At 38.4% G+C, this 12385-nt stretch carries 13 protein-coding genes and 1 tRNA gene; 3 read left to right on the top strand and 11 right to left on the bottom strand.

Translation table 11 applies throughout. The features are described from left to right. Positions 1–105: 105 nt before the first annotated feature. The 8 genes from ACVRZH_RS05135 to ACVRZH_RS05100 form a co-directional block, all read right to left on the bottom strand. The gene (locus tag ACVRZH_RS05135) at positions 106–669 is read right to left on the bottom strand and encodes a glucosaminidase domain-containing protein (protein WP_447454252.1); all 564 of its coding nucleotides are present in this window, start codon (positions 667–669) and stop codon (positions 106–108) included. After that, entirely contained in the window at positions 666–1433 is a 768-nt protein-coding gene (locus ACVRZH_RS05130; protein ID WP_447454251.1) for a M15 family metallopeptidase, read from the bottom strand. Before ACVRZH_RS05130 ends, ACVRZH_RS05135 begins: the two co-directional genes overlap by 4 nt. Continuing rightward, complete coding sequence (locus tag ACVRZH_RS05125) at positions 1420–2121, bottom strand: histidine phosphatase family protein (protein ID WP_447454250.1); 702 nt, start codon at positions 2119–2121, stop codon at positions 1420–1422. Before ACVRZH_RS05125 ends, ACVRZH_RS05130 begins: the two co-directional genes overlap by 14 nt. Positions 2122–2323: 202 nt before the next feature. Then, positions 2324–3364, bottom strand: coding sequence for a translation elongation factor Ts (gene tsf / locus ACVRZH_RS05120; RefSeq protein ID WP_447454249.1), 1041 nt, complete (start codon positions 3362–3364; stop codon positions 2324–2326). A 136-nt stretch (positions 3365–3500) separates the two neighbouring features. Beyond that, the gene (gene rpsB, locus ACVRZH_RS05115; RefSeq protein WP_447454248.1) at positions 3501–4280 is read right to left on the bottom strand and encodes a 30S ribosomal protein S2; all 780 of its coding nucleotides are present in this window, start codon (positions 4278–4280) and stop codon (positions 3501–3503) included. A gap of 195 nt (positions 4281–4475) precedes the next feature. After that, entirely contained in the window at positions 4476–5186 is a 711-nt protein-coding gene (locus ACVRZH_RS05110) for an ABC transporter permease (protein WP_447454247.1), read from the bottom strand. After that, complete coding sequence (locus tag ACVRZH_RS05105) at positions 5179–6012, bottom strand: ABC transporter ATP-binding protein (protein ID WP_447454246.1); 834 nt, start codon at positions 6010–6012, stop codon at positions 5179–5181. The genes ACVRZH_RS05110 and ACVRZH_RS05105 overlap by 8 nt, the downstream gene beginning before the upstream one ends. Before the next feature lie 347 nt (positions 6013–6359). Next, on the bottom strand, positions 6360–7247 hold the full coding sequence (locus tag ACVRZH_RS05100; RefSeq protein ID WP_447454245.1) for a helix-turn-helix domain-containing protein: 888 nt from the start codon (positions 7245–7247) through the stop codon (positions 6360–6362). Positions 7248–7376: 129 nt separating this feature from the next. On the opposite strand from ACVRZH_RS05100, the gene ACVRZH_RS05095 reads away from it, so the two are divergent. Next, a tRNA-Cys gene (locus ACVRZH_RS05095) sits at positions 7377–7447 on the top strand. Positions 7448–7589: 142 nt separating this feature from the next. Here the strand turns inward: ACVRZH_RS05095 and ACVRZH_RS05090 are convergent. Further along, positions 7590–8666 carry a hypothetical protein gene (locus ACVRZH_RS05090; RefSeq protein ID WP_447454244.1) on the bottom strand — a complete coding sequence of 359 codons (1077 nt, stop codon included), beginning with the start codon at positions 8664–8666 and terminating at the stop codon, positions 7590–7592. A gap of 110 nt (positions 8667–8776) precedes the next feature. Between ACVRZH_RS05090 and ACVRZH_RS05085 the strand changes: the two genes are divergently transcribed. Further along, entirely contained in the window at positions 8777–9637 is an 861-nt protein-coding gene (locus ACVRZH_RS05085) for a GNAT family N-acetyltransferase (RefSeq protein ID WP_447454243.1), read from the top strand. Between the two features lie 90 nt (positions 9638–9727). On the opposite strand, the gene ACVRZH_RS05080 is transcribed toward ACVRZH_RS05085, so the two are convergent. Continuing rightward, the gene (locus ACVRZH_RS05080; protein WP_447454242.1) at positions 9728–10294 is read right to left on the bottom strand and encodes a nucleotidyltransferase family protein; all 567 of its coding nucleotides are present in this window, start codon (positions 10292–10294) and stop codon (positions 9728–9730) included. Further along, entirely contained in the window at positions 10294–11436 is a 1143-nt protein-coding gene (tgt, locus tag ACVRZH_RS05075; protein ID WP_447454241.1) for a tRNA guanosine(34) transglycosylase Tgt, read from the bottom strand. The genes ACVRZH_RS05080 and tgt overlap by 1 nt, the downstream gene beginning before the upstream one ends. A 158-nt stretch (positions 11437–11594) precedes the next feature. On the opposite strand from tgt, the gene ACVRZH_RS05070 reads away from it, so the two are divergent. Continuing rightward, positions 11595–12371, top strand: a complete 777-nt coding sequence (locus ACVRZH_RS05070; protein WP_447454240.1) for a DUF975 family protein — start codon at positions 11595–11597, stop codon at positions 12369–12371. Positions 12372–12385: the final 14 nt, after the last annotated feature.

The following is a 12385-nucleotide window of genomic DNA, read 5'->3' as shown; positions in this document are numbered from 1 at the left end:
CCTAAACATTAAAAAAAGAGAAAACCCTTTAATATCAAGCTTTCTCTTCATTTCTCTGTTTTAGCAATCTGTCAAAAATCAGTCTCAGGACCTATAACCCCATCTCTATTTATCATAACGTGTTAAATCATATTTTTCAATGAGCTTGATTAATTTATCAGCATAATCACTCTGTTTGGGGAATTGATGTTGCTGAATAGCCTTAGCAACTTTTTTATAATCTTTTGTCGTTGCCATCATCTCATAAAGGTCTTTTCCCCATGTCTCTCCGATTCGCAAACGTTCTAAATAATCCAGCACAGAATCATCCCACTTAGGATATACTGCATAGCGAACTTTGCCACCATCTGTTTGTAAATCAACAAAGTCCTGCCCTGTTTTAGCGTCTAAAGCTAAAACATTATGATAATCTTGACTCAATAAGGTCTGATTAAAATCAGATGATATAGCCATCTGACCCATTACAATCGACGGCTGAACACCATAAGCCTTAGACAGGTCTTTTACACGTGGGCTGATACGCTCAAAGTAGGTCTCTTCTGAGTGGTGCGTCACAATCTTAGTATTTCTGTCCCTACCTTGACTATGAACCAGCATTGGTAACACAATAAACAAACTAATCATTAGACCAATAATGACAAGTACAGGCATTTTTAGTTTTTTTCTCATTTATCAGCTTCCTTTAATTGTTGGAGATACTCCTCTAAAGTCAATTTATGTTTCTTCATATATTTTGCAGATTCAATACCTACATAACGGAAATGCCAATCTTCGTAGCTATATCCCGTCACATCCTCTTTGCCTTTTGGATAACGAAGAACAAAACCATATTGTGGTGCCATGGCAATAATTTTTGACACTGTGGCTGGATCGCTACTGTTCATCATATCAACAGTACTCATATCAACGGCCAAACCCGTATGATGATCACTAAAACTTGGTGGCTGAAGATAGGTTTGTACTTTTTGTTCAGCTTCTTCCAAAGTGAAATTAGGATTGGCTAGCATTTCTTGTTCAACATAGTAATTGTACAACTCCGTTTGATAACTGATACTTTGGTAACCAGCAACAAAATGTTCTCTCATATCAATTTCTTGAGCTGCTAATAAAAACTCAGTAGCTGCATCTGCTATTCGAGCATCAACATAAACATTGCCCACAACAGCCAATTCTGGTGACTGATCAATCGCTGGGTAATCTTTGTTAACTAGCAATAGTTCCCAATCATTTACTGACACATCAGGTAGAGTTGGTTTCTCTTTTTTATCCTTATTACCCTTCTTAGATTCGCTAGCTTTAAGCTCTTTTGATAAGGCTTGCTCTTTAGCTAACTCATCAACGGGTTTTCCTACTATGATAGTCTGCATCCCCCATACAAAGATAAGCAGAGCCAAAATACCTACCAAACGTTGTAAAAAACTACTTTTCTTCATGTTTCTTATCCAGTATTTCTCTTCCTAAACGACGATATGACATATCACCAACAGCTTCAATCTCAAAACGACCATTTTCAAAACGAAGCACAGAGACACTACCATTATCAATCATCGTCTTCTCTTGATTATTGTCAATCAGCCACATCAATGTTGAAATCGTCATCCCATGACAAACAATAATGGCATTTCCTCCACCTTGTTCTTCTATTTGGAGGGCCATGTCTGTAAACCCACTAAGAATACGCTCTTTTAGTACTTGCCATGGTTCAGCCCAACCCGCAGTATCCACTTGGCAAATAGCCGTCGCAATTTCTTCGTAGGACACATCTGCCATAGAACGTCCAGCTAGTGCCTCTGTTCGTGGAAGAACCCCTTGGAATAATTCACCATCGTAGGCACCATCAAGACTTCCAAAACACCATTCTCGGATACGTTTATCTCTCTGATAAGGTAACTCTCCAAGACCAGCTTCTGCCATAATAATCTCCATAGTTTGAAGGGTACGTCCACTATCACTTGAAAACGCGGCTTTAAATGGAATACCTTTAGCTTTTAAGCCTTGACCAAGCTCTCGAATACCCTCTTCTCCCACTTGCGTCAATGGAGTGTCGCTCCACCCTTGTGCCCGCCCCAGTGTATTAAACATGGTTTTTCCATGTCTTGCAATATAAAGTCTCGTCGTCATTTTAGCTCCTCCTGCCACCTTCTATGAATACATCGTCAGCTCACCTAACTAGTCAATCATTCTTAACAACAATTCAAAACAAAAGCTCTTTACAGCTCCTTACCATTATAACATATAACAGGTTTTTCTGTTATATACACAGCATCCATATGCGTAAAAAAGAGATGACAACCTGTCATCTCTCGTTACTTACAAGTATGAATTATTTACCAAGAGCAGCTGCCATTGTTGCAGCAACTTCTGATTCGAAATCGTTAGCTTTCTTCTCGATACCTTCACCAACTTCAAAACGCGCAAATTCAACTGCTTTAGCATTCACGCTATCAAGGTAAGCTTCAACAGTCTTGCTGTCGTCCATGATGTAAACTTGTGCAAGAAGTGTGTAAGCTTGGTCAACTTGAGTATTGTCAAGCATGAAACGATCCATTTTACCTGGAAGGATTTTGTCCCAGATTTTCTCTGGTTTGCCTTCTGCAGCAAGCTCTGCTTTGATAGCTTCTTCAGCTTCAGCGATAACTTCCGCAGTCAATTGTGCTTTTGAACCGTACTTCAAGAATGGCAATGCTGGTTTACCAACCATAGCGCGACTTTCATTATCAAGTTCGATTTTGTGGTTCAATTGTGCTAACTCATCTTTAACGAATTGCTCATCAAGTTCAGTGTATGACAATACCGTTGGTTTCATTGCTGCGATATGCATAGAAACTTGTTTTGCAAGTGCTTCGTCGCCACCTTCGATAACAGAGATAACACCGATACGACCACCGTTGTGTTGGTAAGCACCAAATGCTTGCTCATCAGTTTTCTCGATAAGAGCAAAACGACGGAATGAAATTTTCTCACCGATTGTAGCTGTTGCGTTAACATAAGCAGCTTCTAATGTTTCACCAGTTGGCATTGTCAAAGCAAGTGCTTCTTCGTTGTTAGCTGGTTTACCTTCGGCAATAACTTTAGCAGTTGCTTCAACCAATTCTACGAATTGAGCATTTTTAGCAACGAAGTCTGTTTCAGCATTGACTTCAACAACAGCAGCAACGTTACCAGCAACATAAACACCAGTCAAACCTTCCGCAGCAACACGGTCAGCTTTCTTAGCTGCTTTAGCCATACCTTTTTCACGAAGCAATTCAATCGCTTTTTCGATATCACCTTCTACTTCAACAAGTGCTTTTTTAGCGTCCATAACACCAGCACCTGATTTTTCACGCAATTCTTTAACAAGAGCGGCTGTAATATTTGCCATTTTGAGTTTCCTCCAAGAATATTTTAATTTGATAAAAAACGGTAGCAGAGCGGTATGCTACTGCCCCGTTAATGTGATGTTCATCTCATGGGTTCAGCTCTCAACAGATGCTAAGAACTTTACCAATGTCTAGGAATTAGTTTGATCCTTCAACAACTTCAACGATTTCTTCGATTGAATCTGCTGCAACATCAGATGATGCAAATTCTGCTTCAACAGCTACAACGTTATCTTCACCTTGACGGCCCTCGATAATGGCATCTGCCAATTTAGCAGTGATCAATTTAACAGCGCGGATAGCGTCATCGTTTGCTGGGATGATAACATCGATATCATCTGGATCAGCGTTTGTGTCAACCATCGCTACAACTGGAATTCCTAATTTCTTAGCTTCTTTAACTGCGATTTGCTCTTTATGTGGGTCAACAACGTACATCACATCTGGGATACGTGGCATATCTTGAATACCACCCAAGAATTTTTCAAGACGAGCGCGTTGTTTGTTAAGAAGAGCAACTTCTTTCTTAGGAAGAACATCAAAGATGCCTTCTTCTTCCATTTTATTGATTTCTTTCAAACGAGCGATACGTTTTTGGATAGTGTCCCAGTTAGTCAATGTTCCACCCAACCAACGGTGGTTGATAAAGTATTGACCAGAACGTACTGCTTCTTCTTTTACAGCTTCAGCAGCTTGTTTTTTAGTACCTACAAACAAGATAACTGCGTCGTTAGCTGCAGCATCACGCATGAAGTCGTAAGCTTGATCTGCCAATTTTACAGTTTGTTGTAAGTCGATAACGTGGATACCGTTACGCTCTGTGAAGATGTACTTAGCCATCTTAGGGTTCCAGCGACGAGTTTGGTGACCAAAGTGAACACCAGCCTCAAGAAGTTGTTTCATTGAAATAACTGCCATGAGTATTTCTCCTTTTAAAAATGTTTTTCCCTCTTTCAGACTTCAACTTGCAGACCCACTCAATGAGCAACAAGTCCACAATTCATCTAAAATGAGTATTTGTTGTTTAGACAACTCACTAATCATAGCATAAAACCCCATCTTTTTCAAGTGATTTGATAGATAGAATTAATGTTATTTGCCAAAAATCGTTTTTCACTTTTTACCTGTACTCGTAACAATTTTGCTTTTTTTCAAAGCTACAAATGTAATTACAAGGAGAACTATATTCCATAAGACCAATATTTTTAAAGATTTATTTTCTAATTGGAAATTTTGCTGAGTGAAGAAATCTGTATATGCAGCCATAAATGTCCAATCAACGACATTTTTGACACTTTCTTTTAAACCAGAGAACATTGGTAGTAAAGATACAACAAACAAAATAGGTAAGCTATTTATTTGAGCTTTAGCTTGTGTATCAGAAATTAGACCAATACATAGATTAAGCAACATGACCGCCAAAGAGGTTAGAAGTAGAATAATGCTATATTCAAAATATTTTCCTTCTAAATCGACTTCTGTAATAATCGGAAATACTGTCATTGTAAAAAGAGCAACAATTAAGGGATGAATAAGCACTGAAATGATGTATTCATAAGGTCTAACTCCGCTAAGCATCAGAGTTTGCAAGTTGTTCTTTTCTTTTTCTTCGGCAATAATTGTTGAAATCATACTACCGACAGACATAGAGATTGCTGTAGATAGACAAACAAACATAATTTCAAGCCCATTAGTCTCAGTTCCCATAAAATTTTTATAGATAAAAACCAGCATATATGGTAATAGCATTTGAGCCAATAAATTTTTATTACTCATTAAAATTTGACTTCTAAGCCAAACAAGAGCACTAATTCTTTTAAACATTTAATTTTTCTCCTGTTAGTTTAATGAAAATATCCTCTAAAGTTGGTTCTTCTGAATGGACATAAATAACACCACTAATATCAATCTGTTGAAATTCTGAAAAAGACATTTCAACTTCACTGAAATCTTCATAAGTCACTTTAAGCCTTTTAGCAGTATGATATCTTTTAATAATATCTTTAGGAGCTCCTTGCTCAATAAGATTCCCTTTATTTAAGAGAGCTAAGTTATCACACAACAATGTCGCTTCGCTCATGTCATGGGTTGTTAAGAAAATAGTTGTACCCTGATGCTTCAACGTTAATAGAAGTTCGTGAATAGACATAGAAGTCGTTGGATCTAAACCACTTGTTGGCTCATCAAGAAAAAGAATCTTAGGTTTATTAATGAGTGCACGTGCAAGATGCATCCGTTGCTTCATCCCAGTTGAAAGTTTCTCTGCCACTCTATCTTTAGAGTCATGTAAGCCAACTTTTTTTAATAACTCTATAATTTCTTCTCGTTCAACCCCATATAGTTTTCCATATATCATAAGATTCTTCTCTAAGGTCAATTTTTCGTAAAATCCGCTCTTATCACTAACAATACCAATGTTTTCAAGGTCTGTAGGGGCTAAGGTAGAAGAATCTTTGCCAAGTAACTCTCCATTGCCACTATCTGCCAGCATTTGTCCTGTTAGAATATTAATCATTGTTGTTTTCCCAGAACCAGAAGGACCTAAAAATCCAAATATTTGCCCTTCAAAAATATCAAAACTGATATTATTTAATGCCACTTTTTCACCGAATGCTTTTACAATTCGATTGGCAACGATTAACTTTTCCATACTTCCTCCTTGATCAAAGTAGTCTTTCAACCTTAATTTCCATATTTTCAGTCTGAACATCACAAATCATATCAATTACGGAATGAGGGTCTAGGTAAACAAGCTTGAATAGTTTGTGCTTGACCTCGACTCTACACAAACATCCGGCATCAGTCTCATTCTCAATAAAGATTTTTTTATGTTCCACATATTCAGACTCTATTCTATATTTCATCCTCCTAAAAACACAAAAGCCGATAATAGAGTTGCAAGCCAAGTCATGCTTATTTCCTCCCTTTCTTTTACTTACCTCGTTTTCTATGGGTTAAGTATATCTTAGAAATAAAAAAAGCAACATGACTTAAAAGTCAGGTTGCTAAATCATTATCTCGTTCTCTTTCTAAATTTTTGACTAAGACATCATCATTCGTTAACTTTGCAAATAATATTGCTTTATCATACGATTCAATTGTTTTTTTTCTGTTCTTCTCTACTGTTAAATAATAACGTGCTTCAAAAGCATAGACAGCAGGCTTATGTTGTAGATTATTAGATTCTTCAATTATTTCTCGTAATACTTTGGTATAAATTAGATAATGTTCGGGCTCTATTTGAATTAAAATAGAGATTATAATTTTTTCTAATAAATACATTCTTTCAAAATCACTATAATCAATAAATAACAATATCTTCTTAGATATCTCTTCAAAATATGTCTTATCTTCAAGCCCCATTATACAACAAAGAAGATAGATATTGATAATTATTAAATCGTTATGGGTATAAGTTTTCTTTTTCAGAATTTGCTGAAAATATTCCTCCAATAGACCTAAACCAAAACCTGCATCACGACTACTGAACACATTAGCTTGAACCTGTAAAGCTTCCACTAGTAGTTGTTCTTCCTCAGGTAGATTATCATAAAAGCTTTCATATATTTCATCAAACATAGCTTCCTGTTTAGAGATTCTTTCTTCATCTCCGTAGGTATGAAATCTGATGAGTTTATTTTTTAGTGCTAAATATCTTTTTGGTAATTCGACATTGTCAAGATCTACTAAATCTTGGATTTTTATGCCCAATTTTTGCGCAATATAAAGCAATTTCGGAATAGTTGCCATAGCTTGACCGTTCTCTATCCTAGCTAACTGTCGTATCGTCAATTCGGATTCATCGTCACAAATATCAAGTTGCGTGAGTTTCCTATTAAGACGCAGATTTTTGATTTTTTTACCGAGTTCAATTTTTATGTCCATCTCTATCTCCAATTTCAACCCATCCTATATCATATTATAACACAAAAACAGAATGCCATAACCTTCACATACTTCAATAAGATTTTTCTTGACGAAATATCTTTTTTAAGTTAGAATATATACTGTTACGGCGGTATAGCCAAGTGGTAAGGCACGGCTCTGCAAAAGCTTGATCGTCGGTTCGAATCCGATTACCGCCTTCTTATAAGATGGTATCCAAATCTCAACAAAAAAATCCCGAATTTCCGGGATTTTTTTGTTGGGTTCAACCCATGTCATTTTAACCGTCATTATATCGATTTAAAGTGAGCCTTTTCTAGTTATCATAACTAGACACTACATTTAAACGATACTTTCTTCTTTAATGGCACCACGTAAACGGCTAATCAGCTGATCATAGAAGGCTTTTTCATCGCATAACAGATAGCTAGTCGCCATCGCTTTCTCTGCTTTAGTCAATAGCTTCTCGGCTGCCACTCCATCTTGCAAAATTTCTTTCGTATAATAGGCTTTCACCACCTGCATTTGTGCCTGTGGCTGTTGCAACATTTTTTGAACCGCTTTGTTTTGATAAATCGTTTCGGCGCTACTCGTATCTCCTTGCAGAAGGTAAGCTAATATCAGACTAGCTCCGGTCGCCATTTTGATAATGGGGTTTTCGGTAAATGTATAGAGCGCTTCCATTTTCTCGCTGGCTTTCTGATAGTCCCCCTCTATCAGTTTAGCATCCGCAGCATTGAGATAAGATGCCTGAGCTATACCCCCGTACTCTAAAGGAATATCCTGTACAAAGTCTGTCAAATTCCCCTGAACTGGTGTATTAAAGAAGACTGCTGACCTCTCCAGTTCAACGTACATATAGGCAGCATGACTTGGATAAAGCCATAATTCAAGGATCTTAGCCCCATCTGTGATACCATTTGGATTACTATTTAGGATAATCATTCCCATTTGCATGCTAAGGTTAGCTAGGGGAACACCCCAATCTTGTGTGACTAAGCCAATGATTAGGCCTAGCAACCCCAAAAGAAGATGGACAATCAAGCCACCTGAAAGCATCAGCAAATCACCTCTGACAGTGCCACTTTTCTTCACACCAAAGTACTGGGCTCCTACTCCCATTAAACTTTGCTTTTTGACAAGACGTATCCCTTCTCCTGTAAAAACGAGATTCCATTTCAAAACACCAAAAGCTACCAGTTGGTAACCTGATAACCAACCAAAAAACACATGCCCTAATTCATGTAACAATAAACTGACATACAGTATGATATAAAACACCAATAAAGCCAGTAAGAAATTGACCAAACCTCCCTTACTAGATGCACCAAATTGTACCGACGACCAAAACAATAAAAGTGACCCTAGACCGATACATATCACATTGATGACTTTTAAGAACATTTTATTTTCAAACATAGGCATTTCCTCCCTCTATCCTTATCAATAGTTTAACACATTTCTAATCAAGCTACAATTCAAGATAAATTATGCTACAATAAGTGATAAAGATACATGTGGAGGTTGTTATGACAATTATTTTTACCAATCGTTTAGAAGACAAGCAACTAGAACAGGCAGAAGCCTTGATTAGACATTGTCAAAGTGTTGACAAGACTTATCGCACCCCCTACCTGTCTAATATGCTGAATTTTGACCAAGATATGCCGGCTTTCTTTTTAGCCTATCAAGGAGACAACTTAGTCGGCTTGCTCACGGTCTATGCTGACTCACCAGAGATTGAACTCACTATCACTGTCCATCCTGACTATCGCCGACAGGGCTATGCCACAGCATTGCTTAATATGTTTCGCGATAAAACCAAGGCCTATCCGATTGAAAATTGGTCCTTTATGACCGAGAAGGTGTTTTTGGATAAGAACCCTGAACTACTCGAGCATTGGTTACTAGAAGTTGATGAAGATAGCGAGATATGGCTAGGTAGACAACGTGAACTCATAGTTGATAAATCCGTCTCTCAAACCAACATCCGACTTGCTCAACACAGCGATATCTTAGACATCGCCACACTTCAGGCAGAAGCCTTTGACAGTGATATCAAAACCACAGAACACTATGCCAGAGAGGCTATCGAGGATGATAATAGCCTACTCTTTGTCTTGGAGAAAAATGACCATATCATTGGCTCTTGTACTGTTGACTTGTCTAGTGACGTCAACTACCTCTATGGACTGGCCGTTCTCAAAGACTATCGCGGACAAGGATTTGGTTCAGCACTTGCTTCTTATATCATCAATGATCTGATTAAATCCAACCAAAAAGCTTTCCAAATCGCCGTCGATACCGACAACATTGGTGCCAGAAAACTATATGAGCGATTAGGTTTTACCTATCAGACAGAAGTACTCTACCTCAATCCTAAAGATTAGTCACTATCAGATGATCCATCACTCAACCATAAAACGACCAGACACAAGCTCTAAGAATAGAACTGTTCTGGTCGTTTTTTTGATATAACACTAATCACTATCTTCAAAGCGTAAATCCGGCCACTTAGCAGACCAATTTTTAGCTTTTATACGCTGACGATAAAGGTTTAATCGTTCAGGACAGGATTTGAAATGAGGCGTCGGGCGAACAAGATAAGTCAGCACATCATCAAAACCATACGGTGCAAACACCTCTAGTTCACCATCACTGGTGAGTCTCATGGCCAGTGCCGTACACGTTTCGGGGTATTTAGACACGGCGTCACAAGTATCAGTGTAAGGCGATGTGTGCGGTGAATAAACATGCATGACTGCCTGATTAGTCACTTCCCAACGATAACGTGGGTAATGTCTATCCAGCTTTTCTTGGATAGCTAATACTTGGTCATCTGTCATCGTCTTATCATGGAAAACCACATCTATATCTGTTGACCAGTCAAATAAGGCCTTGTCAGAATTCATATTCCAGATAGCATTCCTAATCAATCCCGCCGCTAACCACGCGTCCTTGACATCTAGTGACCTGATAACTGTCAAAACTTCAATAAAATTGGCATCTTTTGCCAACTTATCGATGATATCCTCGACGGTCATCATTAGAAATTACGGCTTGAGCGATTATAACCGTATCGCTCCATGAAATCTTGACGGAATTCCAATAAATGATCATCCATAATAGCCTGACGGACTTTCTTCATTAAATTCACAAGGAAGTAGAGGTTGTGGTAGCTTGTCAAGCGAATACCGAAGGTTTCATCTGCTTTAAGCAAGTGACGAATGTAGGCTCTTGTGTAATTTTGACAAGTGTAGCAGTCACAATCATGGTCAAGCGGGGTAAAATCTTCAGCAAACTGGGCATTTTTGACAACGAGGCGACCTTGGCTCGTCATGCAAGTCCCGTTTCGTGCAATACGTGTCGGCAAGACACAGTCAAACATGTCCACACCACGAATGACCGCATCAATCAAGCTATCTGGAGCTCCAACACCCATCAAGTAACGAGGTTTGTCCTCTGGAAGCAAGGGTGTTGTAAAATCAAGGACGGCATTCATCTCGTCGTGGGTCTCACCTACTGCCAAACCACCGATAGAATAACCAGGGAAATCCATGCTAACCAAGTCCTGAGCCGATTGGCGACGTAAGTCTTCAAAGCCAGCCCCTTGAACAATCCCAAACAAACCTTGGTCATGTGGACGACGATGAGCCTTCAAGCCACGCTCTGCCCAACGGCTTGTGCGTTCAATTGAATTTTTCACATAGTCATACGGCTGATAAAATTGAGGACACTCATCAAAACTCATCATGATATCAGACCCCAGATTATTCTGAATGCTAATTGCCTTTTCAGGCGATAGGAACATTTTTGACCCATTAAGGTGGTTTTTAAAAGTTACACCTTCCTCTGTGATATTACGGCTATCTGCTAACGAATAGACCTGAAAACCACCACTATCGGTCAAAATCGCTTGGTCCCAGTTCATGAATTTATGCAAGCCACCAGCTTTGGCAATCAATTCGTCACCTGGACGCAACCAAAGATGATAGGTGTTTGATAGGATAATGCCTGAGCCCATTTCTTTGAGCTCTTCAGGAGACTGTGTTTTGACCGTCGCCTGTGTTCCAACTGGCATAAACATAGGTGTCGGATATGTCCCATGAGGTGTGATAATCTCACCTAGACGAGCACCCGTGTGCTTTTCTTTCTTAATTAAACGATATGTAACAGCATGTTCTGTCATATAAACTCCTTTGCTACTAGGAAATACAGTCCTAGGCTTTTGATAGCGACTGGCTCATGCCAGACAACATCCCTTATTCTATCAAATTTCCCTCTAAAAGTCATTTGCTTTAGCATTATGGTATAATAAAAAGACTGACCATTCTTGAAAGGATTATTATGACCAACTCGGATATTCGTCGCAAAGCCAAACAAATCACTAGGAATCTGAAAGGAAGATTTTTCCTCTTTTTAACCCCGACATTACTCAGTAGTTTCTTAGTCTTGGTTAATTTACACCGTATCCTCATTTTACCCCTACTCCAGCAGTGGGAACTTGAAACACAGATACTACCCCTACTCCTTAATTTTCTCATCGCTACGTTTAGTGCGTCAACCAGCTTAATGATGTTAGCTGTCGTACGAAAACAATGCCAAAGCGTTTCTTTTTCAGATAGCACTCTTATTTTTGAGCCATTTTTACTCTGGCCCACTATCAAACTAAGCCTTTTGAAACAACTTCTCTTGCTACCTTTACTCTTTCTTTTAGAAATTAATATTGTCTATATTGCACAATCTTTAGCAAAAGGCCTGCTATCTCTCGAACTACTAGGTGGAGTTGTCAGCCTTTTACTGGTTACAGCTATCTATATTAAAAAGAAAGTTTCTTATACTATGGCACTTTTTTTGCTCTTTGACCAACTAGCCATCACCAAACGTCCTAATTCACTAGACGTTTTAAAAGCTAGTCAATGGTTGATGAAGGGCTACATCTGGCAATACATTAAGCTAGAGCTCAGTTTTCTTGGCTGGCAAGTGTTGGGGTTTTTATCGCTAGGCTATTTAAACAGTTACCTATTTCCTTATCAGCAAACAGCTAAAGCCTTCTTTTACCAACAAAGATTGCAATTACTCAAAAATAATGAGACAAAGAATAATCACTCAAACAATCTCTAATCCAACCACTTTCA

Source organism: Streptococcus fryi, assembly GCF_053206505.1.
Note: the sequence above shows the minus strand (reverse complement) of the source record. Positions and strands in the feature narration are given on the sequence as shown.

What these genes read in the sequence shown, in the direction of transcription:
- ACVRZH_RS05135 (WP_447454252.1), bottom strand. Translation starts at nt 669, where the DNA reads ATGAGAAAAAAACTAAAAATGCCTGTACTTGTCATTATTGGTCTAATG.
- ACVRZH_RS05130 (WP_447454251.1), bottom strand. Translation starts at nt 1,433, where the DNA reads ATGAAGAAAAGTAGTTTTTTACAACGTTTGGTAGGTATTTTGGCTCTG.
- ACVRZH_RS05125 (WP_447454250.1), bottom strand. Translation starts at nt 2,121, where the DNA reads ATGACGACGAGACTTTATATTGCAAGACATGGAAAAACCATGTTTAAT.
- tsf (WP_447454249.1), bottom strand. Translation starts at nt 3,364, where the DNA reads ATGGCAAATATTACAGCCGCTCTTGTTAAAGAATTGCGTGAAAAATCA.
- rpsB (WP_447454248.1), bottom strand. Translation starts at nt 4,280, where the DNA reads ATGGCAGTTATTTCAATGAAACAACTTCTTGAGGCTGGTGTTCACTTT.
- ACVRZH_RS05110 (WP_447454247.1), bottom strand. Translation starts at nt 5,186, where the DNA reads ATGTTTAAAAGAATTAGTGCTCTTGTTTGGCTTAGAAGTCAAATTTTA.
- ACVRZH_RS05105 (WP_447454246.1), bottom strand. Translation starts at nt 6,012, where the DNA reads ATGGAAAAGTTAATCGTTGCCAATCGAATTGTAAAAGCATTCGGTGAA.
- ACVRZH_RS05100 (WP_447454245.1), bottom strand. Translation starts at nt 7,247, where the DNA reads ATGGACATAAAAATTGAACTCGGTAAAAAAATCAAAAATCTGCGTCTT.
- ACVRZH_RS05090 (WP_447454244.1), bottom strand. Translation starts at nt 8,666, where the DNA reads ATGTTTGAAAATAAAATGTTCTTAAAAGTCATCAATGTGATATGTATC.
- ACVRZH_RS05085 (WP_447454243.1), top strand. Translation starts at nt 8,777, where the DNA reads ATGACAATTATTTTTACCAATCGTTTAGAAGACAAGCAACTAGAACAG.
- ACVRZH_RS05080 (WP_447454242.1), bottom strand. Translation starts at nt 10,294, where the DNA reads ATGATGACCGTCGAGGATATCATCGATAAGTTGGCAAAAGATGCCAAT.
- tgt (WP_447454241.1), bottom strand. Translation starts at nt 11,436, where the DNA reads ATGACAGAACATGCTGTTACATATCGTTTAATTAAGAAAGAAAAGCAC.
- ACVRZH_RS05070 (WP_447454240.1), top strand. Translation starts at nt 11,595, where the DNA reads ATGACCAACTCGGATATTCGTCGCAAAGCCAAACAAATCACTAGGAAT.